14 protein-coding genes are annotated in these 15,461 nt (G+C 39.2%); 6 read left to right on the top strand and 8 right to left on the bottom strand.

Annotated elements, in window-relative coordinates:
* The first annotated feature begins 79 nt into the window (after positions 1 to 79).
* From ACFQZE_RS07490 to ACFQZE_RS07480, 3 genes are read left to right on the top strand one after another with little or no spacing between them, the layout of a single operon-like run.
* Positions 80 to 2,122 carry a hypothetical protein gene (locus ACFQZE_RS07490; protein WP_379355229.1) on the top strand — a complete coding sequence of 681 codons (2,043 nt, stop codon included), beginning with the start codon at positions 80 to 82 and terminating at the stop codon, positions 2,120 to 2,122.
* Positions 2,119 to 2,430: an EscU/YscU/HrcU family type III secretion system export apparatus switch protein gene (locus tag ACFQZE_RS07485; RefSeq protein WP_379355227.1), complete on the top strand. Its 312-nt coding sequence runs from the start codon at positions 2,119 to 2,121 to the stop codon at positions 2,428 to 2,430. Before ACFQZE_RS07490 ends, ACFQZE_RS07485 begins: the two co-directional genes overlap by 4 nt.
* Positions 2,420 to 2,791: a YraN family protein gene (locus tag ACFQZE_RS07480; RefSeq protein ID WP_379355225.1), complete on the top strand. Its 372-nt coding sequence runs from the start codon at positions 2,420 to 2,422 to the stop codon at positions 2,789 to 2,791. Before ACFQZE_RS07485 ends, ACFQZE_RS07480 begins: the two co-directional genes overlap by 11 nt.
* Here the strand turns inward: ACFQZE_RS07480 and ACFQZE_RS07475 are convergent.
* On the bottom strand, positions 2,788 to 3,696 hold the full coding sequence (locus tag ACFQZE_RS07475; RefSeq protein ID WP_379355223.1) for a YifB family Mg chelatase-like AAA ATPase: 909 nt from the start codon (positions 3,694 to 3,696) through the stop codon (positions 2,788 to 2,790). The two genes, ACFQZE_RS07480 and ACFQZE_RS07475, sit on opposite strands and share 4 nt — an antisense overlap.
* A gap of 47 nt (positions 3,697 to 3,743) precedes the next feature.
* On the opposite strand from ACFQZE_RS07475, the gene ACFQZE_RS07470 reads away from it, so the two are divergent.
* Both ACFQZE_RS07470 and ACFQZE_RS07465 read left to right on the top strand, forming a co-directional pair.
* A complete protein-coding gene (locus ACFQZE_RS07470; protein ID WP_379355221.1) occupies positions 3,744 to 4,145 on the top strand; it encodes a recombinase zinc ribbon domain-containing protein in 402 nt (133 codons plus the stop codon).
* A 231-nt stretch (positions 4,146 to 4,376) separates the two neighbouring features.
* Positions 4,377 to 4,592 (top strand): alpha/beta-type small acid-soluble spore protein, encoded by a 216-nt coding sequence (locus ACFQZE_RS07465; RefSeq protein WP_379355219.1) that lies wholly within the window; start codon positions 4,377 to 4,379, stop codon positions 4,590 to 4,592.
* Between the two features lie 50 nt (positions 4,593 to 4,642).
* On the opposite strand, the gene ACFQZE_RS07460 is transcribed toward ACFQZE_RS07465, so the two are convergent.
* The 5 genes from ACFQZE_RS07460 to ACFQZE_RS07440 all read right to left on the bottom strand — a co-directional run bounded on the left by ACFQZE_RS07460 (position 4,643) and on the right by ACFQZE_RS07440 (position 11,110).
* Entirely contained in the window at positions 4,643 to 4,945 is a 303-nt protein-coding gene (locus tag ACFQZE_RS07460; RefSeq protein ID WP_379355217.1) for a hypothetical protein, read from the bottom strand.
* 86 nt (positions 4,946 to 5,031) lie between these two features.
* Complete coding sequence (locus ACFQZE_RS07455) at positions 5,032 to 5,898, bottom strand: N-acetylmuramoyl-L-alanine amidase (protein ID WP_379355215.1); 867 nt, start codon at positions 5,896 to 5,898, stop codon at positions 5,032 to 5,034.
* A gap of 108 nt (positions 5,899 to 6,006) precedes the next feature.
* A complete protein-coding gene (locus tag ACFQZE_RS07450) occupies positions 6,007 to 6,438 on the bottom strand; it encodes a phage holin family protein (RefSeq protein WP_379355213.1) in 432 nt (143 codons plus the stop codon).
* A gap of 100 nt (positions 6,439 to 6,538) precedes the next feature.
* Positions 6,539 to 9,943: a hypothetical protein gene (locus ACFQZE_RS07445; protein WP_379355211.1), complete on the bottom strand. Its 3,405-nt coding sequence runs from the start codon at positions 9,941 to 9,943 to the stop codon at positions 6,539 to 6,541.
* A 30-nt stretch (positions 9,944 to 9,973) separates the two neighbouring features.
* Complete coding sequence (locus ACFQZE_RS07440; protein ID WP_379355209.1) at positions 9,974 to 11,110, bottom strand: hypothetical protein; 1,137 nt, start codon at positions 11,108 to 11,110, stop codon at positions 9,974 to 9,976.
* A gap of 128 nt (positions 11,111 to 11,238) precedes the next feature.
* Between ACFQZE_RS07440 and ACFQZE_RS07435 the strand changes: the two genes are divergently transcribed.
* Positions 11,239 to 11,868: a stalk domain-containing protein gene (locus ACFQZE_RS07435; RefSeq protein ID WP_379355207.1), complete on the top strand. Its 630-nt coding sequence runs from the start codon at positions 11,239 to 11,241 to the stop codon at positions 11,866 to 11,868.
* Here the strand turns inward: ACFQZE_RS07435 and ACFQZE_RS07430 are convergent.
* Both ACFQZE_RS07430 and ACFQZE_RS07425 read right to left on the bottom strand, forming a co-directional pair.
* On the bottom strand, positions 11,865 to 14,633 hold the full coding sequence (locus ACFQZE_RS07430) for a phage tail spike protein (RefSeq protein ID WP_446786078.1): 2,769 nt from the start codon (positions 14,631 to 14,633) through the stop codon (positions 11,865 to 11,867). The two genes, ACFQZE_RS07435 and ACFQZE_RS07430, sit on opposite strands and share 4 nt — an antisense overlap.
* Positions 14,634 to 14,646: 13 nt before the next feature.
* Positions 14,647 to 15,426: a distal tail protein Dit gene (locus ACFQZE_RS07425; RefSeq protein WP_379355205.1), complete on the bottom strand. Its 780-nt coding sequence runs from the start codon at positions 15,424 to 15,426 to the stop codon at positions 14,647 to 14,649.
* Positions 15,427 to 15,461 lie beyond the last annotated feature (35 nt).

Raw genomic sequence — 15,461 nt, 5'->3', positions numbered from 1 at the left:
TCATGGACATGCATAGGGGGCCGATATAAAAGGTAGACGAAAAGGGATCCAATGATCCGTTAGCGGAGGAGACGACAACGTGAATATCGGTCAATTGATGAGAGGGCTGCTGGGGGATGCAGCCGGCGGCGAAACGCGGGCCATGGAGCTGAAAATCGGCCAAGTTGTGCGCGGGGTAGTTCTGCAGTCTTTTGAAAACAATGAGGCGTTAGTTCAAATAAATGGAGTTCAAGTAAGAGCGAAACTGGAAATGCCGCTTGTACCGGGGCAATCCGCAATGCTGCAAGTGCAGCCGGAATCCAGCGGCTCGCTTGTACTGCTCAAGGCGATCGATCTCAGCGCGTCGGGGTTGCTCGACGATACGTTCCGCGACCTGGCCAAGCGGCTTGGCATGCCGGATCAGAAATGGGCGCTCGACATTATAAAAGATTTGCGTCGGGAAGGTTTTGATTTTAACCGGGCCACAATAAAGGCGTTTCAAGAAGCGGCTTCCGTTATGCCGAGCGGGGCGGATCCGGAGCAATGGATGACGGCAACGGCGGCGGCGTTTAAACGCGGATTGCCTATGACGGCGGCCACTATTGCTGCCATGGGGCAAACGATGTTTGGCAAAGGAGCGCACGAGCTTCTGAATACGCTCAATTTGCAGCTTTCCGCATTTATGACTGATGATGCTGGGAACACAACGGCAACTGCGGATGGAGCGCGGCAAGCGGCCGCAAAAGTGTTGGCTGCTTTGGAGCAAGGCGCGGCATTGCTGCGGACGGTCGCTTCCGCTTCGGGCGGGGTGGTCGGTCAAGGGGAAGCAAGCGGTGGAATAAACGATTTGGGAAGCGCAAAGGGATGGGGTGGAGCCCCGCTCAAAGAGGGAGCGATTGCCAGTCCAGACCTGCGGGGTTCTGCAACATCAGGGACGTCGAGCCAACCGGCAGGGGACACCGAAGGAGCAACGAATTCCGCGGCAATGGCGAGCGGCCGTCAAGCGGCTACTCAGACGGGCTCCGGCAACTGGCTTGGCGGAATGCTGAAATGGCTTGGTGTCGATCATGAGCTTCAACTGGCCAAGGCGGCAACGGCTGCGAATACGGCGGGAATCGGCGATGGACCGGACGGAGAGTCGTTGTCAGCTCGTGCGACAACAGATAATAACGGTCCAGTTTTACGCTCCAGTGCGCAGATGGGGACAAGTTCCTCCGAACCCGGGGAAAAGGGAACGGCTGCCGCGGCGGCACAAGGAGCAAGCAGTGCTGGGAATGGGGATAAACAGACAGATACGGCAGCGACTAGGGCTGCTGCGAATGCTCGCGGGGATCATGCGCCCACTTCCTCTTCGCTTGCCGACATAAGGCCGGGCGGCAACGGCGACCAGCGTGCTGCGCAGCAAGTCCCGGCAGGGAACGGCGACCAACGCGCCGCCTTACAAGGCCAAACGGGGAATCTCGCCCTGCAAACCGGGCTTCCCGGCATCGAAAACCGATTAAGCGATGTTCTGTCTCAGCAGATGGCTCAAGGGGCAAACGCCCAGTCGGCACAAGGAGAGTTGCAGGGATCGGAAACGCTAAAAAGCGCTTTGATGGCTTTGACCGGAACAAGCGACATTCCGCCAGCCATTAAAGAAACGGCACAGGGGCTCATTAATCATATTACAGGCCAGCAACTTATGCTTACACCGGAGAGGAACAGTTCTGTCTTTACCCATGTGACGATGTTTATTCCGCTTCAAGATCAAAGCGGCGGGACGACGGCGTCAGTCCATATTCAAACTAGAAGGGGCAAAAGGGGAGAACTGGATGCGGAAAACTGCCGGCTTTTATTCAATCTATCGATGAAGGCTCTCGGCGATACGCTTGTGGACGTGAATGTCGCGAATAAAATTGTCAGCTTGAATATTTGGAACGACCACCCGGCCATTCACGAACTGATGAACGGAGGGAAATCAGGCATGTCGGAGCGGCTTCAAGCTGCCGGTTATCAGTTGTTGTCGCTTCGTACAACGCCTCTGCCGAGCAGAACCGAAAGTGAAGCGGCCGTTATGCCCAGCGGCAAGGGGAAGAACGTGCTGCCCCCCGATCTATCACAATTTGCTTCAACTAGATATAAAGGAGTGGATTACCGGGCATGAGCGCCGATCAAAACAGCAAACAAGGGCGAGTGCCCGCACGTAAAGCGGTTGCGCTAAAATACGAGCCCGGAGAACGGTCCGCTCCTGTTATTGTCGCCAAGGGAGCGGGGCATATCGCCGACCGTATTTTGGATAAGGCCAAAGAAAGCGGAGTGCCGGTTCAAGAAGATGCCTCGCTCGTTGAGGTGTTGTCTAAGCTGGATATCGATCAGGAGATTCCTCCTGAGCTGTATACGCTTGTGGCGGAAATTTTAAGTTTCGTCTATCAATCGGACCGAAAAGCAAGAGAGCAAAGCTATGAGCGCTGAACGTCAAAGGCTTGGACAAATGGGAGAAGAGGAGGCGCGGCGCAGGCTGGAGCAGTCCGGTTATCAACTGCTGGCTGCCAATTGGCGTTCGCGCCTCGGCGAATTGGATCTAATCGCGGAGCACGGCGATCGAATTGTATTTATAGAAGTCCGGGCCAGAAGCGCAGCAAGCTTGGCAAGGTACGGCACCGCCGCGGAATCGGTTGATTTCCGCAAACAGCGCCAAGTTCGCCAATTGGCGCAGCTTTATTTGAAAGCGGTCAATCAGGCCGAAGCGGCGATTCGTTTCGATGTTATTGCCGTTACTTTTGGACTTGACGGAGCTGTGGAGGAGTATAAGCATGTACAATCCGCTTTTTAAGGCAGCTTGCCTTCAAATCTGCGGTATTGAATCGCTTCCGCCACATGCTCCGTTTTTATTTCCTCGCATTGCTCAATATCCGCGATTGTCCTTGCCAGCTTTAATAGACGGTCGTAGGCACGCATGCTTATGCCGAGCAGACGGAATGCGTCTTCAAGCAGCTTCATGGCTTCCGGCCTCAGAGCAGCGGCTTTTTTTAACCCTTCACCAGACAACTGGCTATTGCAAGCGGCACCAAATTTGCGGTTTCTGTGCAGCTGGATGGCTCTGGCCGACTCCACGGTTTGTCTTAGCCATTGCGATGAGACGGGCTTTTCATTTTTTGGATTTTCAAAAGAAAGAGGTCTGGGCACTTCCAGCTGTAAATCGAGCCGATCTAACAAGGGCCCGGATAATTTGGAGCGGTATCTTGCGATGGAGGAATGGCTGCATGTACACTGTTTCTCCCCATAGTCATGGCCATAGTAGCCGCATGGGCAAGGGTTGAATGACGCGGCCAGCAGCACGCTCGCCGGAAACTGAACCGCGGCTCTCGCTCTGGCAATGGAGATGATGCCATCCTCCAGGGGCTGACGCAGAAGCTCAAGTACCGAGCGGGGAAATTCGGGAAGTTCATCGAGAAACAGCACGCCGTGATGGGCGAGCGTAATTTCTCCAGGTTTCGGAACGGGACCGCCCCCTATGAGCCCGCCTACGGAGATGCTGTGATGGGGAGAGCGGAATGGCGGCCGCTCTATTAAACCGTGCGCGCCTTCGGGCAATTTCCCGGTCACGCTGTATATTTTGGTCACCTCAAGCGCTTCCCGTTCGCTCAAAGGCGGCAGTATAGTGGGTAACCGGCGGATCATCATCGTTTTTCCGGTGCCGGGTGGCCCGCTAAGCAAAATATTATGATACATTGTCATGTGTCGGAAATTCAGCTATATCAAGGGTTTTTATGTTAGTATAATATATGAAAGGGGGGAGTCATATAGCTTATCATTTTACAAAAAGAATCAAGTGTCTAGATTGCAATAAAAACTACAAAAGTAAAATTGAGCGGAACGGGAAAATAGTGTACATCTGTTCAGGCTACGCAAATTATGGCTTAGAGTTTTGCTCACGATGGAAGGTTGATCAAAACCTAATCTTAGAATTGATATACAATCATTATGAAATTGAACTTTTGAAGAGTGGTAAAGTTGATGGGAGTAAAAAAGGATTCGACAAGCCTCAGATTGCTGTTGATTTGCTTTTAGATCGTCTGGACAATATCGAGGTAAGTCCAAAGTCAAAGTCCCTTAAAATTCATTTTAGAGATGCTACAAATGTTATGCTAACCCCAGACAGACAAACTTATCATTCCGAAGAGTAAATTTAATGTCCCTCAAGCGAATTTTTGAAGTATTTCATTTTAGGACTACAAATAGATTTGATGAAAATTTACTTGAGGGATGTTAACAGTAGATAAATATTGAGTTTCACTAAAATTCTTAGGTCTACATAATTTGTAGTAATGTGAAGAATTTAGAATGAAAATTACATGAATAATTAACCAATCCACATCACAAAATATAGTCACATCCAACTAAGGAGTGACACACACATGAGCAGAAACAGTTCAAACCAATTGATCGTGCCTCAAGCAAGAGTAGCATTAGAACAGTTGAAATATGAAATTGCACAAGAACATGGTATTCAACTATCACAGGGCTACAATGGCGATTTGACCACTCGTGAGGCAGGTACAATTGGTGGAAATATTACCAGAAGACTTGTTCAAATTGCTGAACAACAATTAAGTGGTAATCAACGCTTCTAAACAAAAAAAGCCCTCCAATTCTCTGAGAACGAGAAAAGGAGGGCTTTAAATTATTTGCTTTGTTTATTGATCCAATCGAGGCTTTCATTTACAACAATCTTGATCAACTTTTGTTCATTTTCGGTCAATTTTACACCTAATTTAACTAAAATTTGGTCAATTACAGCTAATGAAATTGTAGTTTTATCAGCTTCATTTTTCACATATTCAGACACAAAATCTGTGACTTCATCTGCAATATCTAAAACATTTTTAATTGTGCGCTCTACATTTTCATTAAGTTTAACAATTGCCAAAAACGATTCCACAATTTCAATTACCTTATCAGTTCCGATGTCAATATCATCTGTCAACTTTCTCTCCAATTTGAAGTGTTTAATTGAATAGACTGTGCCTAGAGTTGCAACTACAACAATTAGAATTATGTATAGTGTGTCCATTAGATTTTTCCTCTCCCAAATAAACCTTGGCGATATAGAATAGTGACAATACGATAAAACTCATAACTTCCGCCATTAGGAGTATTGATTAGTTTGGCTTTTACTGCTGCTTCAATTGCTTCTTTGGCAAAGTCAGGAATCTTAGATAACTTATCTTTATCTTGAAGTGTCTTAAGACTGTTGCTCAATATTTCAATTGTCTTATTTTGAGATTCTACAGTTTTCTTCAAATCTTCAAATGCTTGTTTTTCATCTTTTGTCATAGGTTCATCCTCCAATATTTTTTCATGTACTCTTTCTTTGAAAATCTTCCATTCAATAGGGTTGTTTACAAACCAACGATGACAATCCTTCCAACCAACAACTTCTTGATGTAGATATAAATCAGTTAGTGGATTTAATTCAAACTCTTTACACAAATCGATGCATCGTTCAATGAGTGTTTGATAAGTTTTTGGTGTCATTGTTCCATCCCAATCAACATGTGTAGCTTCTATGCTGTATGTGCAGTTGTTAGGATATGGCTTAATGTTACGTGGTAAATTAGTATTCAGTCTTTCCCATGCTAATGGAGTATAGATTTGAGTAGAACCTGACTTGTATGGCAATGCAGATCCTGCATGATAAGCTAACTCATTTTTTGGTATACAAAGAACTACATCCCCATCTAGATCTATGATTTCATGAGCCGATCCAAAGGATTTTAATCCACCTTTACGTGATTCAAAGAAGTCTCGATTATTTTTAGCCGAAGTGTTTGGATTTGCAACCCAATGAATGACAATACCTTTAATTTTTCGAATAGTCAGTTGAGGTCTGGAAAATTTGTTGGGTGTTAAAAGCTGTTCGACGATTTGATAATTCATTTTAAATTCTCCTCTCTAATAAACTTGTAAAACTGAAATAACTGTATTAAAATAAATGTGAGACAACCTCCAACTGTGCTAGGGCATAGACCTTTGGAACGTTGTCTTTTATTTATTCTTAGATTTTTTCTCATCAATAGGCTTTCCTTTTAAGACTGCAATTTTATTTTTAATTGGATCTGGTAATGGTAGTCCCATACGTCCATAGTTCTCAATAAGAGATATAGATTCATTTCCATACCAAAAATAAATCGTACCAATCATAACTACATTTGTACTCATTACAATATCAATGTGATGAGCAATTAACACAGAAAGCATCATCAATCCTTTTCTAACGAGTCCCCAAAATGAAACACTACTTTTTAATCCTTTACCTTCCTTTAAACTTGCAAGAAGTCCAGTTAAATAATCTGATCCCATCAGTATTACCAATAGTGTCATTGCAGGACTCCATTCTCCAAAAGCTTGTGTTATTAATATAGAAAATCCGCCATATAGTCCTAGTTCTTTAGTTGTTAATAATTTTATGTAGGTCACAAATAATGCCTCCAGTTTATTGAAGAAGATTTAATAATAACTTTGTTAATTATATAAGAAGAGTTCAACAAAAAACTCTCCCTAAAGTATTTTTTTAGTTTTAACTAATTACTTTCCAGACTGTCCAAGTCACACCATTAAATGTCCTTTGATGTGTTTCATTTGCTGTCACATCAGTAAACTTCTGTATTGCATAAGAGTTTACTTTAATAACCTCTAAAATCCCAACAACATCCAAGACAGGACTGTTTTGATATGTAGAATTAATTACACATTCATACATGCCATTTTGCACAAGAGTATTGAAATCAGTATTATCTTCTGTAGCTCCTCTGGAGCGAAATAAGTCATATTGATTTACAATATTATTGGCTAATGAATCGATTGCTAAAGCAGTAAATTCTACAGAACCATCCCATCTTACAGCAAATGCATTTGATCTATTAAATTCATCTGAACCATTGCCTATAATAAAAGCATGATCTGTTAGTAATTTTTGATCTTTAGTACCTTGTGGAATATTAAATTGACCAATAACTGTCTGTCCCTTGCCTTGAGCAATTGCACCAATATTCTGTGCATGAGAATTGTCTCCTGAAGCAACTGAATAATAACCTTCTGCATGAGCATTTTGACCAGAAGCAATGGAGATATATCCTTCAGAATGACTGTTGTCACCTGTTGCTTTTGTTTCAAATCCTTGTGCATGTGAAGAGCTTCCTGATGCTATGTTACCAATACCTTCAACATGTGAATGATCACCTAATGCAACCGTTCTAGTGCCTTCAGCATGAGAGCTTCTAGCAATTGCTATTGTGTTATCTCCTTCTGCATGTGAAAAATCTCCTGACGCACTAGTGTATCTTCCTTCTGCATGTGAATATAAAGAGCCAGTATAATTATTTTTTACATTTAATTTACCACCTACTTTTGTAGATGAAATAACCCCTGCTGATAAATTAGGGAATGAGGTAAAGGTAATTACTTTTGTTGTATTGTTAACTGAGCTTACTTCTAATTCTGTTATTGTTATATTGAAACGAAAAATAGAGTAGAAGTCTACTTTTGAGCCAACACTTATAGAAGAAAGATCAATACTAGAACCTACTGTTACAGTTTTATTATTGACGTCAATATCTTGAAACCCAAATATTGAAAATCCCGTGAATGTATAATAACCTTCAGCATGACTACTATCAGATGTTGCTGTAGTACCAGTTCCTTCTATGCGAGAATTTAATCCTAATCCAACTAATCCAAGTTGTTCTTTAGTTACATTTACAACAACTGGGTTGATTAAGTTGCCTGTTGGCTCAGTTGAAACAGGAAGTGCATTTTCAGACCAAATAAATTGACCTTGTTCATTTGGATGTATTACTTGATTGTTAACAACAAAATATAAGAATGTATTTATCTTAGAAATTTTAGTATAGAGCTGATAAACATAATCATTTCCGTTGTAACTATAGACAAGTTTAAAATCATTTGATGTAAAGTCTCTTAATGTGGCTCCTTGTAAAACAAGTGATGAACTCATATTTGGAAGTACTCCACCTGTTTCTTGAATTAACCATTGTAATTTTGCATAACCAGAAGTTGCATATCTTGATACACTTCTAAATACTTCAATAGTTGCATTAGCAATGTCCCGTTGAGGTTTAGTTTCATTTACAGCATTAAATTGACCAATTAATACCCATTGATTATCTGCTGTTGTATTTTGTGTTTTAAATCCAACAACTACATTATCTAAATCCACTCCACTGGCAGCCTTTACGTTTTCTGCATTTGTAATAGGGTAATAGTTGTTCCATATTCCCTCATTTAGTTGTTTAATCTCAATATTTTTATTTGGCTTACTAATATCATTTGTATAATCTTTAAACCAGATAAATGGACTGCTTACTGGTTCTGTGTCAGACAACAAAAAATTGCTTTCGATTAAAGTACCAGTACCTGTTCCATCAGTTCCTTTTTGTGCTAAGAGTTGCCATTGTGTTCCTTGAACTGGCGTAACACCTAAAGCGGTAGTCAATGCCATGAATGTAGAACCATTGTATGTAACAATATTGTTTTTCTTATATTCAGTAGCAGAGTTGTATACACCAACCCCTTTTGTATTATCAATAATAGCTTGCACATCATTTTTAATAGCAACAGTATCAGCAATTGCTTGAGATGTGTTTGTTTGACGAGTACTTTCTTGGCTTTGACGTGTTATTTCATTTGATAATCGAATAGTTTCGCTATTTTCACGAGCAGTTTCATTAGTAACTCTTGTAGTTTCTGTACTTATACGAAGCATTTCAGATGCAGCTCTTGAGTTTTCAGCACTCATCCTGTCAGATTCATTGTTAGATCTTCCAGTCTCAGCATTTTGACGTGAGGTTTCATCATTAGTTCTAAGTGCTTCATTGCTTTCTCGAAATGTTTCATTTGTAGTTCTGGCTGTTTCGCTACTGATTCGTGTGTCTTCATTCAATACACGTTGAGTTTCCGCTGTACTCCTAACATTTTCATTAGAAACACGACTTGTTTCAGAAGTGAGTCGAGTTTGCTCCGCACCAATTCTTGTTATTTCACTTTCTTGTCTAAGTTGTTCGGCATCTGTACGTTGAGTCTCTGCATTAACTCTATTAGTTTCTGATGATTCTCTATTTGATTCATTGTTTAATCGATCTGTTTCATTTGTGCTACGAGCAGACTCAGCAGATACTCTTGAATCTTCATTAGTAACCCTATTGACTTCACTAGCTGATCGCTGACTTTCAGCACTAATTCGGGAAGTCTCACTTGAAATTCTAATTGTTTCAGCATCTATTCTTGAGTTTTCTGCAACTTCTCTTGCTGACTCTTCTTGATGGCGAAGTTGCTCTGCTGAAATACGTAAAGATTCTGCACTAATTCTTGCCTGTTCGTTGCTTTCTATTGCAATCCTTACAGTGTCTGTCGCTTGTCCAATTGCATTTACTTCATCACCTTTGGCTTTCGCATAGTCACCTTGAGTATTAGCATAGGCTGCTTTTGCATTAGCTTCAGTTGCAGATGCGTTAGCTGCATTTGTTGCAACAACAGCATTCTGAATAATTGCTTCTGCTCCATTAAGTGATCCTAGAGCATCTTCAGCTTTATTGATAAATGTCTCAAGAGTCTCAACAACTTCACCATTTAAAGTTTTTGTGTAAACGCGAGATGCAGGAAAAAATGCTAATCCTGTACCCCAATATGTAATAAAAACTGTTTTACCGTTTTCACTAGGGTTAAAGAATATTTCACCGTTATTATAGTTGACTAGGTATTGATTGCTTTCAATTGTTGGATTTTCTTCATCTAAAGCAGGTAATTCAACATATCCTTGAACTTGAACTTTTTGAATTCTATCAGGGACTTCTTCGGATAGAATTTTGTTGTTAATGATTTTTGATGTGGCATCAATTCTTGGAAACTCATCTCCTTCTTTTCCTGAACGATACTCATAGATCAATTTTTCATAAGAATTTATCATTAATATTTCCCCTTGTTTTTATATTTTATTTTATTCAACTGAGTTAATTGAATCCCTTAACCTATTGATGTCAGCGGCAGTTATCGTATTGCCTGATTGCTTTATACTAGGAGGAGAAATGGTAGGAGAAGGGTTGTTTATTCCTAAAATTGCATTTACTGCTTGATTAAAAACGGATGCATAGAAAGTATTTCCTGTAGTAACTGTTGTGAACCCATAAGCAGTTTTACCCCTATACACCCTGAAATCATTTATTCTAGTTGTTAGTCCATTCCATTCAGATGCGAGTACATTAAATGGTTGATTAGCTTGCTTTACATTTGTCCATGAGAAATTTTCAGGTCTTAAATTTTGCAAAACAATTTCATTTGAATAAGGACTATATAGACCTGAGTACTCCGATCTCGCACGAAATTTATTATTCGTACCTGCGGGCATATTAAGCCATTGCACATATTGATTACCACTTGGAGTAATTGTTCTAGTGTCAATCAATGATCCTGTTGAACTTAATCGCTCAACAATAATTGTGTTCCAATTACCCAACATTCCACTTGCGTAGACAGTAAAAGTTGTACCATTGGTAACTTGCCCTGAAATCGATGGCTGTTTAGGCTCTGTAGTGGCAGAAGTGACAAAGCTATAGTTGGAGTATCCTCCACTTGTAAGTGAAGCACGTATTCTAAAATCATAAGCAACCCCATATGTTCCAACGCTCAAATAAGCATAGGAGCCAGATGTTGAACCAAACGATGACCATGAAGATGATCCACTCAATCTATATTCAGGGTAATAATAGTTTGCACCAGATAAGGTTGCCCATTGCATCCAAATGCCACCCTGATCGCGATACCATGTAGTCATAGGATTCATAGTAGGTGTTGGTGGAGCTGGTGTTGAAAATGAAGTTGATCCAGCAGAATAAGTAATTCCATCTACAACTGCATAAGCATTTACTGAATATGATGTGCTAGGACTAAGACCAGAAATGCTACCATTTGATGTTCTACCTGTTCCTGATGCAGGTGGATAGTCAGGAGATGAAGATTGACCATTATATGTGATGTAGCAGTAATCATAATATTGTGAGATAAAAGGGTTACTTAGATCACTAATTATCCATGAAGCACTTGTTTGAGTGACGCTTGATATTGATACACTTGGCATTTATTCACCTTCTTTCATTGTTCACCACAATGAATGGTGTTCTATATAGTTAACGATTTTGGAAATTCATGTTATAATATCCTCATACATATTGTGTTTTACTAACATGAAAACTAGGGGGATTCTTCATGAAAAAGTTAACAATTGGAGTTACAAGTTTCATTGCTGGAGCCGTAATAATGTCTTCTATGTCTGTGTTTGCAGCATCGCCAGCTATACAAAAAATTACAGCAAACATAAATAACACCATCCTATTAAAACTGAATGGTGAAAAGGTAAAAACTGAACAACCTGTATTAACTTACAATGGACGCACCTATGTTTATCTGAAGGATATTGGAGAGTTAGTAGGTGCGTCTGTTGAGTGGAATAATAGTGATAAGAGTGTTGAGATTGTTACTGAACAAGTTGAATTACCTAATGAAGAAGGTGGAATAGATGAGGGAAAACTACTAAACATTGCTGCACTAATTGATAAACTAAAAACACTCACACTTAAATATGACATTGATAAAAATGAGGCAAACCTTACAATTGATGACATTGTTTATTATTCATACAATAATTTAACCAAGAATCAAGACAAGCTTTCTTTCTTAATGAATGTGCTTTCTAGAGTCCATTTAGATAATATGGACATAGTAACATCTAAAACATTTGAAACAATGAAAGTCAACATAATACACAAAAATAAAGTGGTGTTGATTTTCACTGATGAAGGTTCAGATAACCACAATAAGGATCTTAGATTTAATTAACCAAATGTTGCTGTGATTCCAGTCACGTTTGCTTGACTGAAATTAACAGCCCCTCTAAAAATAGTACTTGAATTATCAGCAGCACGTATGAGCAAAGAGCCTAAAGTTGTAGTAAGCGTAATGTCGCCACCTAATTGTGTTAACCCACCACGATATTCACCTGCATAATAAAAACCAAGATTTGAGTAATTATCACTAGAAATAGTTACACCATGTTTTCTACCAATTGAATCAAGTGAATTTAGTCCAGTACTAGACAATTCAATTCTATCTTGATTTGTGTCTGCTGTACGCATTGTTCCCTTGAAGGTTCCATTAGAAGCAAATACACTTCCATCCACAGCTACTCTAAATGGGGCTGAAGAATAATTCTGATGACCAAACCAAATGCCTGAATTATTAGCTTTCCAAACATTATTTGTTCCTAGTGATCCGATTTCAATCGTACCACCTAATAAATTTGGAGAGTAAACCATTTTTCCATTGATAAACGTTCCACCATTATAAGTACCATTTGCAATTGCAGAAGCCATTGATTGTGCAGTACTTGCCATACTAACAGCTCCAGTAGCAACAGGGTCACTATTTACATTTGACCAACTAATTGAACCGCCAGTCATATTTATATCTCCACTTAAACTTGTGCCTGATGCAGTAAGCTTGCCTGTCAAATCAACCTTAAATGGCGCATTATTAAAGTTGTTACTACCTAATGAAATTCCGTTTTCATCTGCCTTGAAAATACTGTTTCCAGAGCCAATTGCAACTTTACCTTTAAAGATTACATCGCCATTTGTATCTAAAACAATCTGATCTACCCACACTGGATTTGCTGTAGTTCCAGTGTTTTTTTGTAGTTTAAGGCCATCTGTTGCATTAATGATTACACGACTTTTTTTATCTGAGCGAGTAATAGTTAAATTCATTTCAGTAGCTGTAATACCATTGTCATCAATAGTAAATGAGCCAGATTGATTAGTTATCAATAAGTTATTACCTGCAATCAACTGTCCGAATAAACGCTCACTCACTACACCATCTGGAGTGATTGCAGTTTGCCAGTTCAAGCCTCCGTTTTTTGACAATGCCACAACACCATTTTGAACTATTACCATACGCTGAGGGTCGTTGGAATCAGTGACTATGATTCCTCGTCTAGACATGCTAATAGAATTGTTTAATCCACCTTCAATTTGTCGATCAATTGTACTCCATGTATTGTCTAGAATCTGAGACACTTCATCAGTTCGAGCAATATTATTGTCATATGCATACTTATTAGCAGCAAATGTATTTGAGTTACTAACTGCCGTTCTGTGTTCATTATCAAATTTGTCAGCAAAGGTTTGTGATTTTACAATATTACTTATGGTTAACTTTATTGTGTCACTTTCATAATTTGTACTAATACCGATTATTCTTGCTGTGATTGATATGTCAGATAGATCATAATTGATATTAATGAAGTCACCTAAAACCACTTTACTCCTATCAGAGCTTTCTTCCAATTCAAGCACTTTGAATAAATTAACAATGTCTATATCCGCACTCAATTTTGGTTCTCGAATAGTTTTAAAGTGTTCAATAGCAATTTCTTTTAGTTTGATAGGGTCACTTATAAATTCATTTGTATATTCTGCTTCAAAAATAAACTCATCAAGTTCAAGTATTTGCTCATGTGTTAAGTTATTTTCGATGGAGAGTAGATTGTATAATGTTCCTATCTGCAATGTTACTGAAGCAATGTTTCCTGAAACTGAATTTATTTCTGTTTGTTTAACTGCAATCTGAGATTTTTTAGTTGCTTCTAGAATTAATTCTGCTGTGACATCTTCACTACGTGATTTTTTTGCATCAAGTGTATCTAAAATAACTTCCAGTTCTGCTTTTAAATCACTTAACTCTCCTTGTTTTACAATGAGTGTTGCGCGTATGCTTTCAAGTTGATCTAACAAGTTTCCGAATGTTGTTTCATTATTCGCTTTCAATTGTGACCAAGCTATTAGTGCATCATGCAAACCTATACTCATATCTTCATAGTAATAAGAAAAGTCTTCTAAGTAAGGTGTTCCAGTGGAAGATACTTCAGAAATAGTTAGACCATCTTTTCCACGAACATACAGTCTGGTTGCCTGCTCACTTGAATCAGATTCATATGTAATTGAATCTAAAAGCTTGCCATATGACGTAACAAGACCTTTATTGAATCCATATGCTTTTGGATCATAAAGGTTGATGGTCTTGTTTAATGTATTGAAAAAAACCAAGCCTTCATAAGTTTCAGCAACAGAAAAAACAAAATCCAATCTTGAGCCAGTAAATTCTAAAGAACGAAACTGAGTATTATAGTCACCATGCACGCTTCCAACAGACCATGAAGTACCCATTAGGCCATCATTCAATAATTGAGTAGCTGTCTTGCTGGTAGCTTTATAGTTTGTTATATCTCTATATGAAAGTTGAATTGGCAATCCTGAACATTCTATTTGAAAATAATCATCACTTGAACCATGAGATTTGATTGTTTTTTGAACAAGGAAGTACTCTTTCTTATGTTCATCTTCAAATAAGATTAGATGTTTTTCTTTTAATTTTTTTACATGAATATTTTTTCTTGTTGAGTGCCTAATGTTTAATGTGAATGGAACCTTAAAAGATAACAGAGACAGATCACCGAATTTTTCCTCATAACTTTCATCATAAGCTTCAGTTAGAATTCCAATGATCTCACGATTAGGCTTGCATAATGATAAAGTTGGTTTCAGTTCATTTGTCCTCCTATCCTCTAAGCTGTCCTCTATACTTAAAGGTAATTTTCACATTACCTTTAATATTTAAGTAGTTATTTCCCTTTATAAACGAAATGAATTGACTGTCTAAGGTTCTATTTCCATAGCGATAAGTTAAAGGAATATCAGAGTCTATAGTTTGATTCTGACAATCAATAATCAGCTTCTCACCAACGGCTAATCCCACTAAAGATAACCGTTCACCTTTATTGCTTAGGTTCTGAATTGAAAACTCAGTACCAGAAACTATTTCAACTTCCAGTATGGGTTGAATAGTTAGATCACCCACATTGTTAATTGTGTAATTTGTTCCATCGGTCACATTTGAAGAAAAATCATGAAATTGCGAATATGCTGGTGTCCATGCCCAAGGAGAATCGCACCTAAAGGTGACATCAACATATCCTTGATTAATAGAATTGTGAGTCAAAGTTCCTTCATCAACCAGCAATGTATAATAAATGTGACTTGGCTTAGACTCGAAGATTAATGGAGCATAATTGTCAGTTGTTAGCCAATTAGCCAAGTTTCGCAATTTATCAATGTTAAAATCTTTTTCAAAAACAATTCTAACAGGTATAGTGAGAGGCTCATATTCAACACCTAAAAAATATGGTTTGTTGTTACCTCTTATTTTTTGTTCCAATATTTTTCTAGTTGGCAGAAAAGGTTCTTCTTGCATACCACTATCAAATGTCACATTTAAAACCCCATAATCTGAACTACTCTCAGAATTAAATGTGAAATTCATTGATTCTCTAATTGTCATATAAATTTAATCACCCCAATAGAAAAGAGGAAGCC

This window comes from Paenibacillus sp. GCM10027627 (assembly GCF_042675505.1).
Taxonomy (GTDB): domain Bacteria; phylum Bacillota; class Bacilli; order Paenibacillales; family Paenibacillaceae; genus Pristimantibacillus.
This window is presented reverse-complemented; position numbering and strand designations above follow the sequence as displayed.

Coding starts and splice junctions, on each gene's coding strand:
- ACFQZE_RS07485 (WP_379355227.1), top strand. CDS start 2,119: ATGAGCGCCGATCAAAACAGCAAACAAGGGCGAGTGCCCGCACGTAAA.
- ACFQZE_RS07480 (WP_379355225.1), top strand. CDS start 2,420: ATGAGCGCTGAACGTCAAAGGCTTGGACAAATGGGAGAAGAGGAGGCG.
- ACFQZE_RS07475 (WP_379355223.1), bottom strand. CDS start 3,696: ATGACAATGTATCATAATATTTTGCTTAGCGGGCCACCCGGCACCGGA.
- ACFQZE_RS07470 (WP_379355221.1), top strand. CDS start 3,744: ATGAAAGGGGGGAGTCATATAGCTTATCATTTTACAAAAAGAATCAAG.
- ACFQZE_RS07465 (WP_379355219.1), top strand. CDS start 4,377: ATGAGCAGAAACAGTTCAAACCAATTGATCGTGCCTCAAGCAAGAGTA.
- ACFQZE_RS07455 (WP_379355215.1), bottom strand. CDS start 5,898: ATGAATTATCAAATCGTCGAACAGCTTTTAACACCCAACAAATTTTCC.
- ACFQZE_RS07445 (WP_379355211.1), bottom strand. CDS start 9,943: ATGATAAATTCTTATGAAAAATTGATCTATGAGTATCGTTCAGGAAAA.
- ACFQZE_RS07440 (WP_379355209.1), bottom strand. CDS start 11,110: ATGCCAAGTGTATCAATATCAAGCGTCACTCAAACAAGTGCTTCATGG.
- ACFQZE_RS07435 (WP_379355207.1), top strand. CDS start 11,239: ATGAAAAAGTTAACAATTGGAGTTACAAGTTTCATTGCTGGAGCCGTA.
- ACFQZE_RS07425 (WP_379355205.1), bottom strand. CDS start 15,426: ATGACAATTAGAGAATCAATGAATTTCACATTTAATTCTGAGAGTAGT.